General features: G+C 49.4%; 9 protein-coding genes. 5 read left to right on the top strand and 4 right to left on the bottom strand.

Translation table 11 applies throughout. The features are described from left to right. The first annotated feature begins 26 nt into the window (after positions 1–26). A complete protein-coding gene (locus tag DXT99_RS10375) occupies positions 27–3,629 on the top strand; it encodes a VCBS repeat-containing protein (protein WP_115565490.1) in 3,603 nt (1,200 codons plus the stop codon). A gap of 10 nt (positions 3,630–3,639) precedes the next feature. Here the strand turns inward: DXT99_RS10375 and DXT99_RS10370 are convergent, their stop codons facing one another. From DXT99_RS10370 to DXT99_RS10355, 4 genes are all read right to left on the bottom strand, one after another. Then, complete coding sequence (locus DXT99_RS10370; protein ID WP_115565489.1) at positions 3,640–5,922, bottom strand: CRTAC1 family protein; 2,283 nt, start codon at positions 5,920–5,922, stop codon at positions 3,640–3,642. Positions 5,923–5,960: 38 nt separating this feature from the next. Further along, entirely contained in the window at positions 5,961–9,482 is a 3,522-nt protein-coding gene (locus DXT99_RS10365) for a VCBS repeat-containing protein (RefSeq protein ID WP_181885089.1), read from the bottom strand. A gap of 119 nt (positions 9,483–9,601) precedes the next feature. After that, on the bottom strand, positions 9,602–10,951 hold the full coding sequence (locus DXT99_RS10360) for a vanadium-dependent haloperoxidase (RefSeq protein WP_181885088.1): 1,350 nt from the start codon (positions 10,949–10,951) through the stop codon (positions 9,602–9,604). A 214-nt stretch (positions 10,952–11,165) separates the two neighbouring features. Beyond that, entirely contained in the window at positions 11,166–14,723 is a 3,558-nt protein-coding gene (locus DXT99_RS10355) for a VCBS repeat-containing protein (protein WP_115565486.1), read from the bottom strand. A 452-nt stretch (positions 14,724–15,175) separates the two neighbouring features. Between DXT99_RS10355 and DXT99_RS10350 the strand changes: the two genes are divergently transcribed. From DXT99_RS10350 to DXT99_RS10335, 4 genes are all read left to right on the top strand, one after another. After that, a complete protein-coding gene (locus DXT99_RS10350; RefSeq protein WP_115565485.1) occupies positions 15,176–18,562 on the top strand; it encodes a ThuA domain-containing protein in 3,387 nt (1,128 codons plus the stop codon). 184 nt (positions 18,563–18,746) lie between these two features. Then, positions 18,747–20,078, top strand: a complete 1,332-nt coding sequence (locus DXT99_RS10345) for a GntP family permease (RefSeq protein ID WP_115565484.1) — start codon at positions 18,747–18,749, stop codon at positions 20,076–20,078. Positions 20,079–20,112: 34 nt separating this feature from the next. Beyond that, positions 20,113–20,949, top strand: coding sequence for a fumarylacetoacetate hydrolase family protein (locus DXT99_RS10340; protein ID WP_115565483.1), 837 nt, complete (start codon positions 20,113–20,115; stop codon positions 20,947–20,949). Positions 20,950–21,351: 402 nt separating this feature from the next. Next, on the top strand, positions 21,352–23,073 hold the full coding sequence (locus DXT99_RS10335) for an IlvD/Edd family dehydratase (protein ID WP_115565482.1): 1,722 nt from the start codon (positions 21,352–21,354) through the stop codon (positions 23,071–23,073). Positions 23,074–23,119 lie beyond the last annotated feature (46 nt).

Genomic DNA, 23,119 nt, shown 5'->3' with positions numbered 1-23,119 from the left:
ATACAACAATAAGCCGTTCAGCTATCATGACACTGAATTTCCTTCGTTTACCCATTCTTCTTAAAGCGCTGACGTTTTCTTTTGCAGTTATAGGCTTTGGCAGCTGCAGTCAGGAAGAAAAGATGTTTGAGCTAAAGTCCTCAGCCGATACCGGCATTGCCTTCCAGAACACGCTCACCTCCAACGATTCTATCAATCTGCTTAATTTTGAATATTTCTATAATGGGGGAGGCGTAGCTGTTGGCGATCTGAATAATGACGGTCTGCAGGATGTTTTTTTCACAGGAAACATGGTTTCCGCTAAGCTATATCTGAATAAAGGAAATCTTAAATTCGAGGATATAACACAGCAGGCAGGAGTGGAGACAGCCAGTTGGGCGACAGGAGCATCTATGGTAGACATAAACAATGATGGCCTGTTGGATATTTATGTCTGTATGTCGGGTTATAAGGACCCTAACCGTCGTAAGAACCTCCTGTTTATAAACAAAGGAATGGGTACTGACAATAACCCTTTGTTTGAAGAAGAGGCGGAAAAGTTTGGGTTGGCTGATACGGGTTATACTACGCAGGCTGTATTCTTTGATTATGATAGGGATGGTGATGTGGATGTGTACCTGGCCACTGTCAATCGTTCTGACACCAACCCCAATGTCATCGCCTCTAAGCCAGGTCAGAGCTCCAGTGTGGACAGACTGTACAGGAACAATGGGAACAATACTTTCACAAACGTTTCCGAGGAAGCTGGCATCATTAAAGAAGGCTACGGATTAGGCGTGGGTATTGGAGACATGAACCAGGATGGCTGGCCCGATATTTATGTAACGAATGATTTCATCTATGATGACCTGCTGTACATCAACAACCAGGACGGCACATTCACCGAAAGCATTCGGGATTATCTGAAGCATACAAGCCACTTCTCAATGGGTACCGACATTGCTGATTTTAATAACGATGGGCTGCCGGATATCATCAGTGTAGACATGATGCCTGACGACAGCAGACGGCAGAAGCTCATGAACGGGATTAAAAACTATGATGAATTTCAACTGGCGCTTCAGAGGGGCTATATGCCACAGTATGTAAGAAACAATTTGCAACTGAACAATGGGAATGGCTCTTTTAGTGAGATAAGCCAGTTGGCTGGGATACATTATACCGACTGGAGCTGGAGTCCGCTGTTTGCCGATTTTGATAATGATGGTATCAAAGATCTATTTATAACCAATGGTATCGGGAAAGATATTACCCATCTTGATTTCGCCACTTACTACATGGCACAAGCACGGTCCAGCTTTGGGAACGAAGGGGCTGAGACGCATTTACTGAAGATAGCAGAGACCATGGAGGGGGCTAAAAAGCACAACTTCATGTACCGGAACAATGGAGACCTGACCTTTACCGACGAGTCCAAGAACTGGGGCTTTGCGCAGGAATCTTTTTCAAGCGGTGCGGCCTATGCAGACCTGGATAATGATGGAGACCTCGATATTGTCATCAGCAATGTGGATGAGGAGCCGTTTGTATACCAGAATATGGTATCGGAACAGGCCCAGCGTAGGAAAGAGAATAAAGGAGAGGGTGCGGACAGCAGGAACTATCTCCGGATAAAGTTTGAAGGTGCAGCTACAAATAAAACAGGTATAGGAGCAAAAGCAGTGTTGAGGTATGGCAATAAAATGCAGGTGGGGGAGCAGTACCCTTTCAGGGGGTTTCAATCAACAGTAGAAAACACATTGCATTTCGGCTTAGGATCAACAGAGCAGGTAGATGTGCTGGAAATCACGTGGCCTGATGGAAAGTACCAGGCACTGAGAAATGTAAAGCCGAACCAGGTACTCACAGTAAGCTATAGGAACGCAACAGAAAGAAGTACAAAGGAAGAGCCAGCAGCAAACCAAGCTTCCTTATTTAAGGAGGTAACAGCAGAAGCAGGCATCTCTTATAAAGATAAGGGGCAGGAGTTCATAGACTTTAAGTTGCAGCCGCTACTCCCGCACAAGTACTCGCAGAACGGGCCGGGCGTGTCAGTGGGAGATGTAGACGGCGATGGGTTAGAGGACTTTTATGTCGGCGGCAGTGCTACAAATTCTGGTACTTTGTTTCTGCAGGGCAGAGATGGGAAATTCAGTTCGAAAGCACTTACCTCGGAAGAAAAGCCCGGAGAAGATATGGGCAGCCTTTTCTTTGATGCCGATAACGACGGCGACCTGGACCTATACGTGGTGAGCGGGGGAAGCAACTATATAACAGGGGACAAAGCTTACCAGGATCGGCTCTACCTGAACGATGGCAAGGGCAAATTCACGTTGGATGCCAGTGCACTGCCATTGATAAATGCCAGTGGCTCCTGTGTAACAGCAGCAGACTATGATAATGACGGTGATTTGGATTTGTTTGTCGGAGGAAGAGTGCACCCGAGGGCATTTCCGTTGCCAGCTAAAAGCTATATTTTACAGAACAACGGCGGCAAATTCAAAGATGTCACCGGCACTGTTGGTCCTATGCTCTCAGATATAGGCATGGTTACCTCCGCGCTATGGACAGACTTTGACAATGACAACGCAGTGGACCTGGTGGTGGTAGGAGAGTGGATGCCTGTCACGTTTCTGAAGAATGTAAATGGTAAGCTGAAAGATGTTACCTCCAGCACTGAACTAAGCGGCACACACGGCTGGTGGAATAGCCTGGCTGCCGGCGACTTCGATAATGATGGAGATGTTGACTTTGTAGCTGGCAACCTTGGCCTTAATTCTAAATTTAAAGCATCAGAGGAACAGCCAGTTCAGGTGTACGCCAAAGACTTTGACAAGAGCGGCACCACAGATGCAATCATGACACATTACATCCAGGGGAAAAAGCAGCTCGTGCACGGCCGCGACGATATGACAGACCAGATGGTGTCCATGCGCAGGGAGTTCAGAACCTATGAGGATTATGCTACTAAATCTTTTGATGAGATATTCACAGCGGAAAGGCTGGAGGGTGCCTACACGGCAAAGAGCGAAAACTTTAAGACCAGTTACATCGAGAACCTGGGCAACGGCAAGTTCAGGATAACAGCCTTACCTATGCAGGCACAATTCGCACCGGTGTGTGGCATTACAATAAATGACTATGACGGCGACGGTAACCTGGACATGCTGCTTGTTGGGAACTCCTATGCTACCGAGGTGGTGGTAGGGCGCTATGATGCTTTTACAGGGCTATACCTGAAAGGTAATGGCAAGGGGCAGTTCCTGCCTGTAGATGTAAACAGGAGCGGGTTTATGGTAGATAGTGATGCAAAAGGCATGGCAGAAGTAAGTACTGCAGAAGGAAGCCCGCTGCTGCTTATTGCTTCTCATAATGATAGCTTGAAGGCTTATAAGCCAGCGGCACGGCAGGAAGCTTTACATGCTGTTTCCATTCTGCCATCTGATGCCTATGCCATTCTCACATTGGCTAACGGGAAGAAAAGAAAACAGGAGTTTTACTTTGGATCCGGATACTTATCCCAATCCTCCAGGACATTGTGGTTGCCGGCCGGAACAAAGTCTGTTCAGGTAGTTGATAAGGCAGGAAAGCTGCGGCTTGAAATCTCAGACGTCAGTAGAACATTCGCTGCTAACAGGAGAGGGCGCTAAATTAAAAAACTTATTCTGAAAGGTGCGTATGGTGTAAACCATGCGCACCTTTTTTCTTTTGTAATTCCAGCTTCCTGTTATCCAGTTTCTTCACCTGAGTGGTTCCTTCTGTTATTTGGATGAACTGATTTGCGGTAACATTTTGGTATACCTGCTTGCGATTAGAGCCTGACCACGTTACCTCCAGTTTGTCAATTTTTGTTGCCTGTCCCAGGCCTATTTCTGTCCGCAGGGGAGAGGCTCCAAAGCTGCCTCCGGAGTTTACATCCCTGTAAAGGATTCTTTGTTTCCCCTGGTCTGTCAGTGTTATCTTCAGGCGTGTACCAATGGCGGCTTTGTTTGACTTTACTCCTTCAAACTTTATGGAAATCCAGTTATTGCTGGAGGGAGCACTTCCCTGGTAGGTGTTTTTAAATAGAGCATTCCTGTAGTTGTCGCCTTCAAAAGCACCACCCATCACCGCATAAATATCCTGATCGCCATCGTTGTCTATATCTCCGGCAGAAACGGCATGTCCTTTCTGCAGATGTCCGACACCCGCAGCGGTGGTTACATCCTGAAAGCTTTTACCTGCATTGTTTCGGAATAACTTGTTTGGGATGAGAGACTCAAAGCTCGGGTCTCCGGTGCCCAGGTACATGTCGAGCCAACCATCGTTATCGATATCCAGGAAGTTGCAACCCATGGTGTATAAGGCTTTATCTATACCCATTGTTTCTGCTACGTCTGTAAAGGTGCCGTCTCCGTTGTTGCGGTAGAGCCTGGCTTTTTCGGCATCATTCGGTAAGCCCAGATACTCAGCCGCTACATTATAAGACACGGTGGGTTCTGTGCTAAACTTGAAGCCGGAAACAAAAATATCAAGCCAGCCATCGTTATCGAAATCATAAAACCAGGTGGGGAAAGACATCATGGGTTTGTGCAGCCCTGCCTTTTCTGTTACGTCCTCAAACCGCAACTGCTCTTTTTTTCCTAAGCCCAGGTTCCTGAACAAGTAGTTCTGCCCATATAGCGTAGACACATAAATATCCTGCCAGCCGTCATTGTCGAAGTCACCGGAGGTTACCCCCTTCACATACTCGTTTAGCGCAAGACCAGCCTCTTCTGTGACGTTACGGAACCTACCCCGGTGGTTGAGGTATAATTCAGAAGGATTGGGACTGAAGCGGTCAGATGTTTCATTGCCTATGAACAAGTCAAGCCAGCCATCATTGTTAAAATCGCTCCAGGTGGCTGTTTGTGTAGGATAAAAAGATAACAGGCCAACCTCTGCCGTTACATCTGTAAAGGTGCCATCGCCGTTGTTGCGCAGCAGCGAGTTGGGCTGCTTGCCTTGCTGCTCAAACCATGCCCCCCGCAGCACCAGCACATCCATAAAGCCATCGTTGTTGTAATCAGCCTGCATCATGTTCAGGCTGTTGGTTATACCTGTCAGGCCGGCGCTCTCCGTTTGGTCAGAGAAGGAACCGTCGCCATTGTTGTGAAAGTATAGAATTTGATCCCGCAGGCCGTAAGAAGAAGCCAGTATGTCCAGGTAACCATCGTTATCGAAATCTTCCAGAATGGACCCTCCGGAGATATTGTCAACGTCCACTCCCAGATCGCCCGCCACCTCTTCGAAAGGTGCTACAGGATAGTCTGACTGGCTCTCAATCGGAATCAGCCATTTCTCCGGCACCCGGTGAGGATACTCTCCAAGCGTCATGTAGGCAATGTTCAGCAACCAGCGATAGTGCAAAGCATCAGGATTGCGTGTTAAAAGGGAAGTATAGCGCTCTATTGCTTTTCGGGAGCCGTTCGGGAGCTGGTGGAAACCCGGGCTGGCAATCGGGAAAATGCAGGAAGCGGAGGTATGGTTGTGCAGGCAGTTTTCCTGCTCGCCCAGGCGCAGGTACGACTGGGCTATATCTGCTTCCAGTTTGTCTGCCAGGTCTCTGTCTTTCGGGGTAAAGCTGTAGGCTATCTGAGGCAGCTCCTGGTGAAGCTTCTCAAACAGATTGGCCGCTTCTTCCGGTTCTCCTGCGCGAAGTAACTCCACTGCTTTCTGGTATTCGTAGTCAAACTTCTTCCTCCCGGTGGCTTTGCTTGCCAATGTATCAAAGTGATTTACCCGGGCGTGGTTGGCAAACCTGTTATCCGCAACATAATACTTTTGCGCTACCTCCTCCAGTAGCGTGACCATACCCGTATGTCCGTTCTCCTGCTCTTCCTCTGTACAGGAAGCCAACAGGAGAATGGAGGAAAGAAGTGAGCAGAAAACTGTTCTGATATATTTTTTTTGAAGCGTAAGCATCTTCCTAAATTAACTTTTTATGCCTTTAGCGGCTTTTGCTATTTAATCTTTCTGCTCTTTCCATTATAGTCATAAGCAACAACAGAGACGGCATTCTGGGGCAAGGCAATGCTTCTGGTAGATTGCGAGAGATAACCTGAGCCGTAATAAAGCTCTTTTATTATCTTTTTACCTGTGTCCAGTGTTATTTCTACCCTTGCATCAGATGGATTGGCCTTTATGACCTGTGCCTGTTTTGCAGAGCCGGTGGTGGTATAGGCCTGTAGCGGACCGTCGTTGTTTGCTGTAAGTAGCAGCGGCTTACCATTTGAAAGCGTCAGTTCAGCCATTCCTTTGGCATCGCCGTCTACAAAGAAGCCACTTTGCTGCAGGGTTGCCGGCTGGAAACCTCCCTTTCCGTTTCCTTTCAGGAACAGCCCTGTAAAAGCATCGTATGCTCCGCTGAGTACCTCTGGGGCCTGCGAGTTACCTGCAAGCAGCACATCCAGATTGCCGTCACCGTCATAATCGTTTACGGTCATGCCAAAAACGGGCGCAAATTGTGCTTCCATGGGCAAAGGTGTGATTTTGAATTTTCCATTGCCCAGATTTTGAATGTAGCTGGTGTGCATGTTTACACTCTTCAGCACATAAGATTCATTTAATTCTGCTGTAGACAGTACTTCGGTAACAGAAGCGCGGGCATAGCTGTCGTAACTGGTAAAGCGCCTGCGCATAGATACTATCTGGTCAAAGATGTCATCCCGCGGCCGTGCTGGCACGTTTTTGCCCATCACGTAGTGTGCCACTATAGGGTCCATGCTGCCGTTACGGTCATAGTCAGCGGCATACACGGTAACAGGTTCCTTGTCTGATGCTTTAAGCTTTGTATTCAGCCCCAGGTTGCCCGCTATATAATCCACGTCGCCGTCGTTGTCGAAATCGCCTGCCACCAGGCTGTTCCACCAGCCGCTGGTATTGGGTAGGCCGGTAGCAGCGGTTACATTCTGTAGTGTGCCATTTACATTCCGGAAGAAAGTTATCGGCATGCCTTCTCCTGTTAGTATGAGGTCTGCTGCGTGGTCATTATCGAAATCCGTCCAGAGAGCAGCGGTGAGCATCCCAAACTTTTGTAGCGCCGGTAATACCTGTGCTGTCGCGTTGCGGAATTTCCCTCCCTCATTTAGCAGGATGTAGCTCTCGGCAGGAGCCGGATAGTTTTGCGGGTGCATTCTGCCTCCGACAAATAAATCCAAATCGCTGTCGCCGTCTATGTCTGCCGCTGTTACAAACGACCCGCTGGAGGTCGTGTTGGGCAGTGCTTGTGTATCCAGGGTAAAGTTGCCCTTGCCATCGTTTTTGTAAAGTTTATCCTGGAAGTAGGGTGAGTTGGCCGGGAATTCGTTTCCGCCGCTTACCACATACAGGTCCAGGTCGCCGTCGCCGTCTGCATCGAAGAACAGGCTGCCCATGTCTTCTTCAAACTTTGTCTGGTCTGTAATGGCAGCGCTTGTAAAGGTGCCGTTTTTTGATTGAAGGAAAACTCTGCCCGGATATTTAAAGGCTCCTCCCACATAAAAGTCTTCCAGCCCATCGCCGTTTACATCGCCCACTGAAATTCCCGGCCCATTCTGAGAATACTTGTGCGGTAGCAGCGGCTGTACCTTAAAATCAATATAAGGCTCCTCTTTGTGCACATAGTCAATTTTATACCTTGCATTGGCACTTTGAAACAGTTGGGGTGCTGCATCCTTCTTTAGCTGTTTCGCGGCCACGGCGTCTTTATGAGCCAGCGTGAGCACCTGATTGGCTTTCACGTTTTCGAGGCGTTGTACTTTGCCATCAGGCCATGCCACCTCTACGGCGGCTATCACAGAATCCTGGCCCAGGCCAAAATGCAGAAAGGGCTCTACTGTGGACATAAAGCCCCGGTAAGGAGAGTACTCCTGGAACTGCTCCTTATCATTCTGGGTCAGCCTGACTTTGGCACCGTAGCCAGCTGCGTTTGCTTTGTCTCCCTGCAGCTTTATTCGCAGGAAATTATTCCCGGTGTGTTTTTCTGCGTTATTACGGTATACAAATGCTTTCCCGTTTATATTGTTCGTCACGAGGTCCAGGTCACCGTCTCCATCCAGGTCAGCATAAGCTGCTCCGTTTGAGAAAGAAGCCACATCCATGCCCCAGGCCTTAGTCTGATTGCTGAAGGTAAAGTCACCCTGGTTCCGGTACATGTAGTTTGACTTCTTGGCGCTTGGCAGCTGGTTTATAGCTTTCATAAACTGCTTGTTCAGCACCTCCGTTGGTACATTGCTGTTAAGGCCCTGCATGCGGTACATAATAAAGTCACGGTTGGTGATGTCTTTGGGAAAGCCATTCGTGATATGCAGATCTTTGTAGCCGTCGTTGTCGAAGTCGGCCAGCAGGGGGCTCCAGCTCCAGTCGGTGCTATGTACACCGGCCAATTGCCCGATTTCGCTGAACGAGCCGTTACCAGTGTTCAACTGCAGTGTGTTGCGCATGTACTGCGGTGTATAGCCGTTCTTGATCTCTGCCATAAAACGGTCATAGTTCATGCCTGCAAACATTAGTTTGCTCCGGAGGTTGTCCTCCGGTAGCATATCCACGGTGATAATATCCACCAGCCCATCGTTATTGAAGTCAGCCACATCGTTGCCCATTGCCGACTGGCTCTGGTGCTTGAAGTAAGCTGCAGCTTTGTCTGTGAAGGTACCGTTGCCGTTGTTCAGGTATAGGATGTCATTTGAGAGGTAGTCGTTTGATACGTAAACATCCGGCCACCCATCCTGATTAATGTCGCTGATGGCTACTCCCAGGCCATGGCCTTCCACAAGTATACCTGCTTCTTTGGAAACATCTGAGTAAGAATTGTTCCCGTTGTTACGGTATAGCTTGTCTGTGTTCTTCCCGGAGCCGTTCCGTAACTGAGGGCGCAGCAGGTTCGGGTTCTTTTCTTCCAGCGTATGGTTGAGGAGGTAAAGGTCCAAATCACCGTCCTTGTCATAGTCGAAGAAAGCGGCATGGGTAGAGTAGCTATCGTCAGCAATTCCATATTGTTGGGCAGCCTCTGTGAAGGTATTGTCCTGGTTGTTGATATAGAGCAGGTTAGTGCGCTGCTGCGGGTTGACTTTGCCTGTTACACAGACATAAATATCCTGATAGCCGTCGTTGTTTACATCTGCTACGGCTACACCACTCGCCCATCGGCCGGAGGTGTTAATGCCAGCCTGTTTCGTGATGTCCTCAAACTTTAAATATCCTTTGTTCAGGTACAGCCTGCTCGGTACCATGTTGCCGGCAAAGAAGATGTCCTGCAGACCGTCGTTGTTAAAGTCTCCTACCGCCACGCCCCCGCCATTATAGAAGTACTCAAACTCCAGCACGTTGAGGGTTTCGGTTTCTGTAAGCGTGTTCGAAAAGGTAATGCCTGTTGCTGTTTCAGTGAGGCTCTCGAATAGCCTGGGCGCTGAAGCTACTTCTTTTATCTCTCTCTGGCTCTCTTTTTCCTGATCAGCTTTGCAGCCGGCAAGCACAATGATTGCAGCAAGTGATAGAAACTTCAACTTGTAAAGCAGACAAGCTTTGGATAATGTGTGCATGGATTCTAAAATTGAAAAAAGCAGTTTGCCGGTTTATTTAACCTATGCAGACTGCTTTTTAAAAAAATCAAGAGGAAGGCAGACTACAGCTTTGCTGTTTGTGCTGCTTTGCGGGTTCGTAATTTAGCGACTATATGATTTCCTACAGCCTTTCCCTGCTCAGCCCCAAGATCACAGGCAGGGCGGAAGTGAATGCCTCCGTAAATCCGGCTTTCCCCGACTTCGTAAGCAGCCTCGTTAAAAGAGTTGAATTTACGCACGGGTAAGCCTATGGCAAGCTGCGTAGAATCAACAAAAGCATAGGAGTCTCCAAACTTATGGGTGAGCACGGTGGCTGCCGCCGCAGATATAACACTATGGCCACTCGGGAACTCCGGGAACGGAGGTGTCTGCAGTATAGGGTCCCAGTCCGGATCGATGTAACGCTCTATGTAAGTGTCCGGACGGATGGTGTTATACTTGAATTTAGCATCCCAGCAGCTGATGAACCCATCTGACAGTGCAGTGGTCACCATCACATAGGTTTCGGCAGCTTCCATCATATCCAGGTTATTTTTGCGGATAGCTGAACTGGTGATAGAAACCCAGTGACCTGGAGGAGTCAGTTTTTGCTGGAAATAGGTAACATGCCCCTTGGTGTGGGATATATTCGGATTATCGTCCCAAAAGCGTGCTATCAGCTGCTTTTCTTCATCTAAGTTCTTTACAATAGTATATGTTTCCATAGCTTCTCTATAGAAATCAGAAGTAGCTGAGGAGTCAAAGGCAGTAGGCAGCTTTGGCGTGTAATGCGCTGCGGAATCCATGACGAACGGCCTCATTTTGTTCCAGTGGGGCTCTATGGCAGGCATATAGTCCGGAGCAGTAGGTTGCCATGTATCCGGCTTGGCAGAAATGACATGCCTGGTAAGTGCCCGTGTTTCTATATAGCCATCTTTCTTTGCCCACTCCAGTATATGCTCTCCCACCTGCCGGCCATACGCAATAGAATTTTCCAGTACCTCTTCCCGGATGCCGATCTGCTTTAGCTGCCCAAGGTACTCCGCCTCGTATTCCTCCATCTTCAGTTCGTCAAGGATAAGCTTCTTACCTACTGTAGAGAAGGCAATTATGCTCGACACAGGCAGGTACATCTCTTTTGTTGTATCAGGCTGAGGTATAGCTGATAAGCCATTATACTGGTTCACAAGTGATTCGTAGGCTGGGTAGGCAGGGGCCAGAGCCTCGTATGCCGCAATGTTCGGGTAAGAGTAAATGCGGCTGGCAACAGGAGGGGTAAAGATGTCTCTGATTATAATTTCACTTAAATGCCTGTTCCACACGATCAGTTGCGACTGCGAGAACTTATCCAGACCTGCCTGATCATGTTTTTCCTCACAGCCAAACAGGATGGGTATCACCAGCAAGAGGAATAGAAATTTAGCACTTTTCATAATCTTTGAAGGATGTTTAGATATTGTATTTAGTTTAAAGCCACCATAAGACATGCTTTTGTTGCCCCAAATTACTAATAGAACTTGTAAGTAACCAATTACTTTCTGACAAAACAAGTTCCAGCATTGGCTACTATTGTTCAGAAATAAATATTGGTGATAACTTTTTTGCTTTAAGGTTATTGTAAACCTGGAGAGAACAGCATGGAAGTACCTATGGGCGCTGTGCAAGCCTGCCTGCCTGAGGTGCCACTTGTCTGCTCTTTCCTGTAAAGTCATAGACAGTAATGCTTTGCGCTCCTGCCGGTACAGCCAGTGTTCTTGACGACTGTGACAGGTAAGCTGAGCCATAGTAAAATTCCTGCCGCACTTTTCTGCCATCTTGAAGCGTTACTGTGGCCCAGGCATCAGAAGGATTCAGTTGTATCACTTCTTTCTGCTGCACGTAAGTGAAAGTTTTCACCGGGCCCTGGTTAGAGGTAGAGAGCACCATGCGCTTACCATCTGGTAGCGCAAGCCCGGCAATTCCTTTTGCATCCGTATCCACAAAAAAGCCACTTCGGGTAACAGGGACAGGTGCAAACCCGCCCTTCCCGTTGCCCTGCAGGTATAGGCCGATGGAGGCATCGTACCAGCCCGCCTGTATTTCTGTGCTGTAGTTGTTGCCTGTCAGCAGCAGGTCTAAATTGCCGTCTCCGTTATAGTCGTTTACCAGAATACCGAAGGCTGGTGCTACCTGCGCCTGTACCGGCAACGGGCTAACTTTGAATTTACCATCCCCCAGGTTCTCGATATAGCTGCTTTGTAAATGGGTGCTTTTCGCTATGATGGCACCTGATAACTCCTCCTCTGAGAAAAGATCGCCGTAGCCGATGCTGGCATACGATTCAAATGTCTGGAACTTCCTGCGCAGCGAAACCATCTGGTCTGTCATAGCGTCGCGTGGGTGGGCCGGATAGTTTTTGCCCATCAGGTAGCGGCCTAACACAGGATCTATGCTTCCGTTGTTGTCGAAGTCTTTTGCAGTAATCGTGATGGGTTGTTCAGCGGATGCTTTGTAGTCTGAGTTAAGACCAAAGTTGCCACCTATATAATCTATGTCTCCGTCGTTGTCGAAATCCCCGGCTGCCAGGCTGTTCCACCAACCAATGGCATTCTGCAAGCCGGAATCTTTTGTTGCGTTCATAAACCGGCCGTTTTCGTTTTTGAGCAGGGTAACAGGCATCCACTCCCCGGCTATCATCAGGTCCACTTGCCCGTCCTGGTCGGCGTCTGTCCAGAGCGCAGCCGTAATCAGGCCCATCTCCCTGAGTTCCGGGCATACTTTGTCTGTTACATCCGTAAACCTGCCGCCATCGTTCTGAAGTATGTAGCTGTTAGCCGGTAAAGGATAGCGTTGCGGCACTACTCTGCCGCCCACAAACAGGTCCAGGTCACCATCCTGGTCATAGTCTGCCGCTATTACGCAGGAGCCACTGGACCTGAGGTCAGGTAATGCGGAGGCATCTAAAGTGAATACTCCATCGCCGTTGTTTTTGTAAAGCCGGTCCTGGTACTCAGCGGAACCTTCCTTAAACTCACTTCCACCGCTTACGACGTATAGGTCCAGGTCACCATCATTGTCTGCATCGAGGAACAAAGTGCCCATGTCATCGCCATGTTTCACTGCATCCGTAAAAGGCGCTTCTTTAAATTTGCCTGCCGACAATTGTAGGTAAAGCTTACCGGAGGCATCGGAGGAGCCTCCCACGAAAAAGTCTTCCAGGCCATCGCCGTTCACATCGCCCACGGCAATGCCCGGGCCACCCTGTGAGTACTTCTGCATGAGAAGGGGCTGTAGCTTGAAATCGACAAAGTCATTTTCCTGGTGCTGATAACGGATACCGGTTTCGGTACTGTCGAGCACCTGGAAAAGCGTGGCGATGGTTGTGGAGGTAGGTGCAGCCTCTGGGGCTGCTGTGGCATCCGAATAGCGTACGGTTAAAACCTGATCTGCTTTTATGTTTTGTATCGTTTGCTGCCTGCCGTCCGGCCATACTATTTCCAGTGCATCTACCTGGCTTATTTTTCCCAGGCCAAAGTGGGCCACATTTTCTACTGTAGACTTATAGCCGCGGTACACAGAATGGTCGTGGTACAGTTGCTGACCGCCATACTTTAAAGTAAGTTTCACACCAAGGCCTGCTTTATTCTTTGCATCACCTTCCATTTTGACGCGCAGGTAATGGCGGTCGGGCAGTGTGTTTGCATCGTTTCTGTAAATAAAGGCTGCCTCATCAATGTTATTCATGATAAGGTCCAGATCGCCATCGTTGTCCAAGTCAGCAAAGGCAGTGCCGTTGGTGTAGGAGGGGGCATCCAGGCCCCAGTCTTCAGACTTATCTGTGAAGGTGAGGTTGCCGGTGTTCTGATAGATGTAGTTATGCACTTTTACACCAGGGAGATCCTTGATTAGTCTGGCCATTGTTTTTGCCTGATGTGCATCACCACCAAACTGACTTTCCTGGCGCTTATATATAATGAAATCAAGATTGGTAACATCCTTGCGATAGCCGTTCGTGATCAGGAGGTCTCGGTGTCCATCGTTGTCGTAATCAGCAAACAGAGGTGCCCAACTCCAGTCTGTGCGGTGAATGCCCGCTAACTGGCCAACTTCGCTAAAAGTGCCGTTGCCGTTGTTTAGCTGTAAAGTATTGCGGATATACTGTGGCTGATAGCCCAGCGAGAGGTTGCGCTTGTACCGGTCATAGTTAGGAGCCGCTATCATGGTTTTTTCCCTCAGGTTGTCAGGGGGCAGCATGTCAACGGTCATAATGTCGAGCAGGCCATCGTTGTTGAAGTCGGCAATATCAGTGCCCATGGCATTCCAGCTCTGGTGCTTCATGTACTGCTTGGAGTGGTCTGTAAAAGTGCCATCACCATTGCTGATGTACAGGATGTCGTTGGTGATGAAGTCGTTTGCTGCATAAATGTCCGGCCACCCGTCGTTGTTAATGTCCGCAATGCCCAGGCCCAGGCCATACCCTTCAATCAGAATGCCGGCTTCCCTGGAAACATCGGAAAAGGTATTATCGCCGTTGTTGCGATACAGCCTGTCGGTGCTCAGGCCCTGGCCATTCACTTTTTTAGGCCGGGCATTGTTGCGTGGAAAACTCTCCAGCGCATTCGTAAGCAGGTACATGTCCAGATCGCCGTCCTTGTCATAGTCGAAGAAAGCCGCCTGTGTGCTATACCCTGGATCAGCCAGACCATAGGCTCTCGCGGATTCAGTAAAGGTGCCATCGCCGTTATTAATAAAAAGCATGTTTGGCTTTTCTGCTGATATATTTGGCCCGGCCACGCACAGATAAATGTCTATATGGCCATCGCTGTTAATGTCAGCCATCGATACGCCTGTTACCCAACGGTCAGTAGTGACACCGGCCTTTTCGGTGATGTCATCAAACTGCATGTTGCCCTTGTTCAGGTATAGCTTGCTGGACACCATATTGCCACCGAAAAAGATATCCTCCAGCCCGTCGTTGTTAATGTCTCCAATGCCAACACCGGCTCCATTGTAGAGGTAGTCGTACTCAATGGCGTTGAGGGTGTCGTTCTCAGGTAAGGTGTTGCTAAAAGTAATACCCGTCTCATCCGGCGACAGCAAATGAAAGAGCTGATCGCCTTTGTTTTTATTGCAGCTGCTTAAGAGAAATGTGGCACCTAAGAAAAAGAAGAAGATATACTTCATATCATGCATGGCAAGGGAAGCGTAAGCAGTAAAAGAAGACACGTTTAGCCATAAGTAAATACTTTAAAGGAGTACAACCAATTGCAGGTCCTGTACAAATTTTATATAAAATAAATTCTTAAATGTAAGAATTAGTTAAACAAAAAACTATCTCCCTGCAAATCAGAAGCTACACACAGGCTTGTTCCGATGTAAAAAGACCTGTTCACACTGTAACTGTTTAGCAGTTATCACAAAAATAAAGTTCATTTCAGTGTATAAAAGCAGAGTAGTAATCCTGTTGCCCTGGTAAAACTACCGGTGAAATTTCAAATTTTCACTTTTCCATAGGGCGACCTTCTCTAAAGTTCAAGCAGCAAAAATCAGGAGATAGCCACTGTTTGGCTACCCTCCTTCAAAGGCGCAACACCAGAGACTGTCTGTACGATTTGTCTAAGCCATATAAAATATCTAAATTGATACAGGAGTGAGTAATCACGATAATTCCAGGATAAATGACCAGCAAGCACCTTCCTACACACATATTCAAACATGTCTTTTTTTGTATTCTGTTAACCTTCCTATGGGGCTGCTCTGGAGAGAAAGACAAAAGCATCCTCATCTTCTCTAAAAACAGCACAGCCCAGCAAACTTCCGAGGCTGCCATGACAGCCCTGGCAGCCTATGCCGCTGAAAATGGCCTGCAGGTAGACACCACCACCAATCCCGCTTATTTTGCAGAAGACTCTCTGAAGAGGTATGGGGCAGTTCTCTTTTTAAACACATCGCAGGATGTGCTAAGCACCCGCCAGCAAAACGAGATAGAACGCTATGTGCAGGCCGGAGGAGGCTTTGCCGGTATTCATGCCGCTGGCAGTTCACAGTACCAGTGGCCCTGGTACAATCGCATGCTGGGCGCTGCCCCTGTAAGACAAGCCGACAGCCTTGATGCGGCTTCCGAGGTAAACATGCAGTTTGTAGGAGGAGAGGGCGCTCTTTCAGAAGGGCTGTCTAAAAGCTGGAAGCAGCAGGACGTCTTCCACACAACGTATGCTTTAAGCGCTGATGCTACCGTACTGGTGCAGGGAGAGGAGGAAGAGCCGGTTTCCTGGTACCGGGAGTACGATGGCGGGCGTATGTTTTACACGGCAGCGGGAGGCACTGCGGAAAGCTACCAGAACCAGGATTTCCTGCAGCATGTGCTAAACGGCATTCAATATACATTGGAGGGGCCCGCTCTGGATTATGATAAAGCCCGTACCGAGCAGGTGCCGGAAGATAATCGCTTTCTGCAGGTGGTGCTGGATACCTACCTGCACGAGCCAATAGAAATGGAGATCCTGAACGACGGCCGTGTGCTGTTCATCGAACGACTTGGCAGCGTAAAGCTCTATGACCCGGAAAAGAAAGCCACAAAAGTGCTGGCTAAACTGGATGTTCATACCGAAGGGAACTATGAGGACGGACTGCTTGGCCTGGAACTGGACCCTGATTTCGACCGTAACAACTATATCTACCTGTACTACTCGCCTGTAGGAGACGAAGCGGTGCAGAACCTCTCTCGGTTTAAACTACTGGGCGGCGACAGTCTGATTACGCGGTCCGAGAAAGTAGTGATGCAGGTGCCTGTGCAGCGCGAAACCTGCTGCCACTCTGCCGGAAACGTCTACTTCGGGCCGGATGGCCTGCTGTACCTGACAACCGGGGATAACACCAGTTCCAAAGAGTCTGATGGCTTTACACCGATAGATGAGCGGCCGGGACGTGGTCCGTTCGATGCGCAGAAGTCATCAGGCAACACGCACGACTTGCGCGGCAAGATCTTGCGCATCAAAGTAAACCCGGATGCCACCTACTCTATCCCGGAAGGGAACCTGTTCCCGCGCGATGGCTCCCAGGGCAGGCCAGAGATTTATGTGATGGGCGCCCGCAACCCCTACCGCATGACGGTGGACAAACGGGGCTTTGTTTATTGGGGAGATGTAGGACCTGACGGAGGAGTAGCCAACGAGCGAGGGCCGCTGAGCCAGGATGAATGGAACCAGGCCCGTGGCCCTGGCAACTATGGCTGGCCTTATTTTGGAGGCGATAACAAAGCCTATTCGGATTTTAACTTCGCAACAAATGAGGTAGGGCCGAAATTCAACCCACGGCGGCCCATCAACGATTCGCCATACAACTACGGGTCTAGAGTACTGCCTCCTGCCCGCGAAGCCATGATCTGGTATCCTTACGGGGAGTCAGAAGAGTTTCCGATGCTGGGCACCGGTTCGCGCTCTGCCATGGCTGGCCCGTTTTACTACGCGAATGATTATCAGAAGTCCCGCAGCAAGTTTCCGGATTACTACAACAACAAGATGTTTATTTATGAGTGGGCACGCGACTGGATGAAAGTGCTCACATTCGATGAAGAAGGGAATCTGCAGAAAATTGAGCCTTTCCTCGAAAGTCAGGAGTTTGCCCACCCAATCGATGTGAAGTTCGGGCGCGACGGGGCGATGTATGTGTTGCAGTATGGCGCCAACTACTTTGCCCGCAACCCGGATGCTACCCTGGTAAGAATTGAATACGCTGAAGGAAACAGGCAACCTATAGCACAGATAGTAGCAGAGAAAACAGTAGGGGCAGCACCTTTTAAAGCACAGCTGTCCGCAGATCAATCCTTTGACTATGACAAAGAAGATGAGCTGACCTATGCCTGGGAATCAGGGGCTGGCGAGAAATCAACAGAGGTGGCTCCTGTCTTTACTTATACCAAACCCGGAGTTTACCGGCCAAAGCTAACGGTAACTGATAAGGAAGGCGACCAGTCAACAGCGGAGACCGAGATAAAGGTAGGAAACGATATACCGGAAGTTAAGATTGAGATTGCCGGCAACCGCAGTTTCTACTTCGACGACAGAGCGTTGAACTACAAGGTGAACGTGCAAGACAGGGAAGACGGGCAGTTGAATAGGGGAATCACGGCTAACCAGGTTAAGTTCGCGGTGGATTATCTCTCAGAAGGAAAAGACCTTGCCTTGCTGAGCTCTAACAGCCAAAACGCTGAAGGAGGATCGGTGAAGTTTGTAAGAGGCAAGACACTGATAGCAGAAAGCGATTGCAAATCCTGCCATGCTGTGGCTGACAAGTCCATAGGGCCGAGCTATAAGGAAGTAGCAGTACGCTATAAAGGCAATGATACGGCTTTGCCGATGCTGGCAAAGAAGATTATTACGGGAGGCAGTGGGAATTGGGGCATGGCGATGATGGCGGCGCATCCGCAGCACTCAGAGCAGGAAACCACAGAAATGGTGAAGTATATCCTTTCGCTGGCAGATGGTGCCCAGGGGAGTCTGCCTTTGGCCGGCGCTTACAGGCTGGATGAACACATAGGCGGCGGCGAGTCCGGGACGTATGTTATTTCTGCGAGCTACACCGACAAAGGGCATCAGGTAACGGGGCCTCTAACCGGGCGGGAGGTGGTGCTCCTGCGCCATCCGAAAGTGCAGGCAGAGGACTTTGCTTCGTTCCTGAACGTAGGGCGGCAGCAGCCTCATGGGGATGGGCCGTCTCTTGTGAGCGATATCAGAGACAAATCCTATATCTCCTTCCGCGACATCGACTTAACAGGAATCAAGTCGCTGACCTTTAACCTGGCAGCAGGAACAGACGGAGGCACCATTGAAGTAAGAGCAGGCGCTCCTGACGGAAAGCTGATTGGTACTGCCACCGTGCCACCGAGCGCCGACCGTTCGGGGTGGGGAGAGACAAAAACCATCACCACACAGGTAAAAGACCCAGGCGGAGTAAACGAACTGTTTTTTGTATTCCGCAATATGGAAGTAAAAGACAGGCCCCTGATGATGCTGGATTGGATTCGGTTTAATCTGGGAGATGGCCAGGGTATGGCCGCCAACTGACAAACCTCCCTTTCTAAAAGAGCAAAAGCTTTATTTGACAAGGAGGCTTTGCCTGTCAGGGAAAGGTGAGATTAAAGAGAATTATTAGAAATAAATCAAAGAGGAGGAATTGAAGAGAGAGCGGGAATACAACCATTGACATTCTAAATCAGGAAATACTCTAACCAGCAGGAATCTCCTCACTATGGCAGTTATCTATTTGCTCCTTTGCGTCGCGCTCATTATTTTTTTAACAGCACGTCTGCAGGTACACCCTTTTCTCGCCTTGTTCCTGGTTGCCATTTTCTATGGGTTTGTTACAGGAATGCCCCTGGATATTATTGTGCAGTCTATCAATACCGGGTTTGGCGAAACGCTGGGTAAAATAGGGCTTATTATTATTTTTGGGGTTATTATCGGAGCTTTCCTTGAGAACTCCGGCGGCGCCTATGCGCTTGCCGAGAAAGTGCTCCGGGTAGTCGGCCAAAAGCGGGTAACGGCAGCGATGGGCATTATCGGTTATTTTGTGTCTATTCCCGTTTTTGCCGATAGTGGTTTCCTGCTCGTGTCTCCCCTCAACAGGAGTATGGCCAAAAAAGCAGGCATATCCCTGACAGGGCCTGCTGTTGCTTTGGGGCTTGGGCTCACCGCCACGCATACCATGGTGCCCCCCACACCGGGGCCAATTGCCGCTGCCGGCATTCTGAATGCGGACCTTGGGCTCGTTATGCTGGTGGGGGTACCCATTAGTGCATTGGCGCTGATAGTCGGCCTTCTGTATGCCACGAAATATGCAGCAAAGACCTATATCGAGCCTAATCCACAGACTACAGAAGAAGAAATAAACCTGCTGCTAAAGGACGCCCCCGGCCCCTTAAAGTCCTCCATACCCGTACTGGTGCCCATTATACTGATTGTTGCGAAATCTTTAGCTCAATATTTTAATCAGGTTTTGGGCCCGGAGGCCTATAGCCTTATCTCTTTTCTCGGAGAACCTGTGGTAGCCTTGTGCATCGGAGCATTCCTATCCTTGATTCTCCCAAAAAAGCTAAAGCCCGAAATGCTGTCTTCACAAGGGTGGATAGGAAACGCCTTGCGGGATGCGGCATCTGTTATCCTCATAACGGGAGCAGGAGGAATCTTCGGAAAAATTCTGCAGAACTCCGGCATAGCAGATACTTTAGGCGAATCATTGGCAGGTGTGCACCTGAACATCTGGTTGCCCTTCCTGCTGGCGGCAGCCATTAAAACGGCACAAGGCTCTTCCACCGTCGCCTTGATCACGACAGCTTCTATTGTGCTGCCGATGATAACCTCGCTCGGATTTGAGACTGAACTGGAGAAAGCCATGGTGGTGATTGCCATTGGGGCAGGCTCTGCGGTGGTATCGCATGCCAATGACAGCTTCTTTTGGGTGGTAACGCAGATGTCCGGTATGAATGTCAGGACGGGCTACAGGCTTTATACCACAGGAACATTGGTGATTGGTTTATCAGCGGCTTTCTTTTTGTTCCTGAGTTACCTGCTCTTTACGTGATGCAAAACCTGATTTGTAATAAATAAAAAATCTCATGAAATTATACAGAACGCAACAAGGTATTGTCATCGAAAAGGATGAAGTGTTGTATCCAGTGAGGGATCAGCAGTGGGACGATTTTCTAAATGATGACCGGCTTTATGAAAAGATGCTGCAGGTAACACAAAGCATGTCTCCCGATCCGGATGCAAACCATTTGCTGCAGTATGAGCTGCTTGCTCCTATAGGAAGCCAGGAGATTTGGGCAAGTGGGGTCACCTACTATCGCAGCAAGGTTGGCAGGCAGGAAGAGTCGAAAAAGAGCGGTGGAGGAGAGTTCTATGCTCTTGTGTATGAAGCGGAGCGGCCGGAGTTGTTCTTTAAGGCAACAGCGCACAGAACGGTAGGGCCGGGAGGAAAGGTGCGCATACGCAAAGACTCTGACTGGAATGTGCCTGAACCGGAACTGACCTTGGTTATTACTTCTTCCGGTAAAATTGTGGGCTATACCATTGGCAACGACATGAGCTCCCGCAGCATCGAAGGAGAGAACCCCCTGTACCTGCCACAGGCGAAGACCTATGATGGAAGCGCAGCGGTAGGGCCCTGTATTCTCGTGACGGAAGAGCCGCTATCGGCAGACACGCTTATCGAGATAGAAATTCACCGGAAGGGTGACAGGATTTTTGATGGCAGCATCGAAATTTCTCAGATGAAACGCACACCCGAGGAACTTGTGGCCTTCCTCTACAGGGAGTGCAGCTTTCCGCACGGCAGCCTGCTGATGACAGGAACAGGCATTGTGCCCGAAAACGAATTCACGCTGCAGCAGGGTGACGAAATTAAAATAATGATTGCCCCTATCGGCACGCTGGTAAATTTTGTGGAGTAAGAGGTTGTTTACTCCGCCTTGTGAAGCATTCACAATATACTTGCAGAAATTCCCCTCCTGGGGGTAGGGGCCCTCTTTGGAGGGGTAGGGGTGGGTCTAGAACATGCGCTCCTGTAAGCGCTGTTTCGGACTTCCGTGTCCGAAACCATGCCTGAAGCGGACTTCCTAGTCCGCGTTATAAGGTACACGGGTATACGGGGATTAGGAAATCCCCAACAGAAAGCTTCCGGACTAAGAAGTCCGGAAGAGCAGTGAGCAACAGAAAGAGCAGCAGAAAAGAAACATTTTATCGCTTAGCCTGACGGCCATTGTAAAAACACACCGCGGCAAAAGCAGGCGAGGTAAGTAGTTACAGGATAAGCCCTGGCTTCAGTTATATCACAGTATAGAACACATGAATGTATGGCAACAGATAAGAAATTAAGAAGTTACGATTGGTTCGGGAAGTCTGATAAGATGGGTTTTGTGCACCGGTCCTGGTTGCGTAACCAGGGCTATCCTGATGATTACTTCAAAGGGAGGCCTGTTATTGGCATTTGCAACACCTGGTCGGAATTGACACCCTGTAACGGGCACCTCCGGGATTTTGCAGAAGTAGTGAAAAGAGGAGTGATAGAGGCAGGTGGCTTTCCGCTGGAGTTTCCGGTTACCTCACTGGGGGAGACCATTATGCGGCCTACCACCATGCTTTTCAGGAACCTGGCTGCTATGGATACAGAGGAATCTATCCGGGCAAACCCGCTGGATGGGGTGGTGTTGTTGACCGGTTGTGATAAAACCACCCCTTCTACATTGATGGGGGCCTGCAGTGTGGACCTTCCTACCATTGTGGTGCCGGGAGGGCCTATGCTCAATGGCCGGTACAGGGGAGAATGTGTGGGCTCTGGATCATTCAACTGGTTACACAAGGAGAAGCAAAAGGTGGCTAACTTCTCCGATGCCGATATCCATGAAATGGAAATTGGAGCGGCCCGAAGCCAGGGCCATTGCATGACCATGGGTACTGCCTCCACCATGGCCTGCATGGTAGAGGCCCTGGGGCTGACACTGCCGGGAGCAGCGGCCATTCCTGCCGTAGACTCACGGAAAAAGGTAATGGCCCAGCTATCTGGTAGAAGGATTGTGGAAATGGTGAAAGAAGACCTGACCCTCTCAAAGGTCCTGACCAGGAAAGCGTTTGAGAATGCCATTGTGGTGAATGCCGCAGTGGGAGGATCTACTAACTTCATCATTCACCTGCTGGCTATTGCCGGTCGCCTTGGGGTAGAACTGAATCTGGAAGACTTCGATACCATCGGAAGCAAGATTCCTTTGCTGGTTAACCTGAAGCCATCCGGAAAGTACCTGATGGAGGACTTCTATTACGCCGGAGGCCTGCCCGTGGTACTTAAGGAGATGCAGCAATACCTCCATAATGAGGCCATCACCGTTAACGGCCGCCCGATAGGTGAAAACAATGCCGAGATTCCTTGTTACAATAATGATGTGATTGTCTCTGTGGATGCGCCGCTTCAGAAAGAGGCGGGTATTGCCGTGCTCAAAGGAAACCTGTGTGAAAACGGAGCTATCATTAAGCCCTCAGCCGCCTCGCCGGAGTTGATGAAGCACCACGGGCGGGCGGTGGTATTCGAAACTATTGAAGACTATCACGCACGAATTGATGATCCGGAGCTGGACATTGATGAAACCTGTGTGATTGTGCTGAAAGGAGTGGGGCCAAAAGGCTACCCTGGCATGCCAGAGGTCGGAAATGTGGACCTTCCGGAAAAGCTGCTGCGAAAAGGAGTGCGGGACATGGTGCGTATCTCCGACGGAAGGATGAGCGGTACGGCAGCAGGCACAGTGGTGCTTCATGTGTCTCCGGAATCTGCTGTTGGTGGAACGCTGGCCCTGGTGATGGACGGCGACATGATTGAGCTGGATGTGGCAAACAGAAGGCTCCATCTGGATGTGAGTGAGGAAGAACTGCAAAAACGCAGAGCGGCCTGGATTCCTCCTGCGCCCATGGCTGCAAGAGGGTACGTGAGAATACACATCGAGCATGTGCAGCAGGCGCATTTGGGTGCTGACTTGGATGTATTGCGGGGCGGTTCCGGTTCAGAGGTTACGCGCGATCTGCATTGATGGTTTGAAAGCTCACAGGCTTAGGCTGGACTTAGTAGCAACCTGA

Source organism: Pontibacter diazotrophicus, from assembly GCF_003367245.1.
GTDB classification, from domain to species: domain Bacteria; phylum Bacteroidota; class Bacteroidia; order Cytophagales; family Hymenobacteraceae; genus Pontibacter; species Pontibacter diazotrophicus.
The sequence above is the reverse complement of the archived record's forward strand: the minus strand, read 5'-3'. Positions and strand labels throughout refer to the sequence as shown.

Bases quoted from the DNA above. Each gene is read 5' to 3' on its own strand.
- DXT99_RS10345 (WP_115565484.1), top strand. From the start codon at position 18,747: ATGGCAGTTATCTATTTGCTCCTTTGCGTCGCGCTCATTATTTTTTTA.
- DXT99_RS10360 (WP_181885088.1), bottom strand. From the start codon at position 10,951: ATGAAAAGTGCTAAATTTCTATTCCTCTTGCTGGTGATACCCATCCTG.
- DXT99_RS10340 (WP_115565483.1), top strand. From the start codon at position 20,113: ATGAAATTATACAGAACGCAACAAGGTATTGTCATCGAAAAGGATGAA.
- DXT99_RS10350 (WP_115565485.1), top strand. From the start codon at position 15,176: ATGACCAGCAAGCACCTTCCTACACACATATTCAAACATGTCTTTTTT.
- DXT99_RS10370 (WP_115565489.1), bottom strand. From the start codon at position 5,922: ATGCTTACGCTTCAAAAAAAATATATCAGAACAGTTTTCTGCTCACTT.
- DXT99_RS10375 (WP_115565490.1), top strand. From the start codon at position 27: ATGACACTGAATTTCCTTCGTTTACCCATTCTTCTTAAAGCGCTGACG.
- DXT99_RS10335 (WP_115565482.1), top strand. From the start codon at position 21,352: ATGGCAACAGATAAGAAATTAAGAAGTTACGATTGGTTCGGGAAGTCT.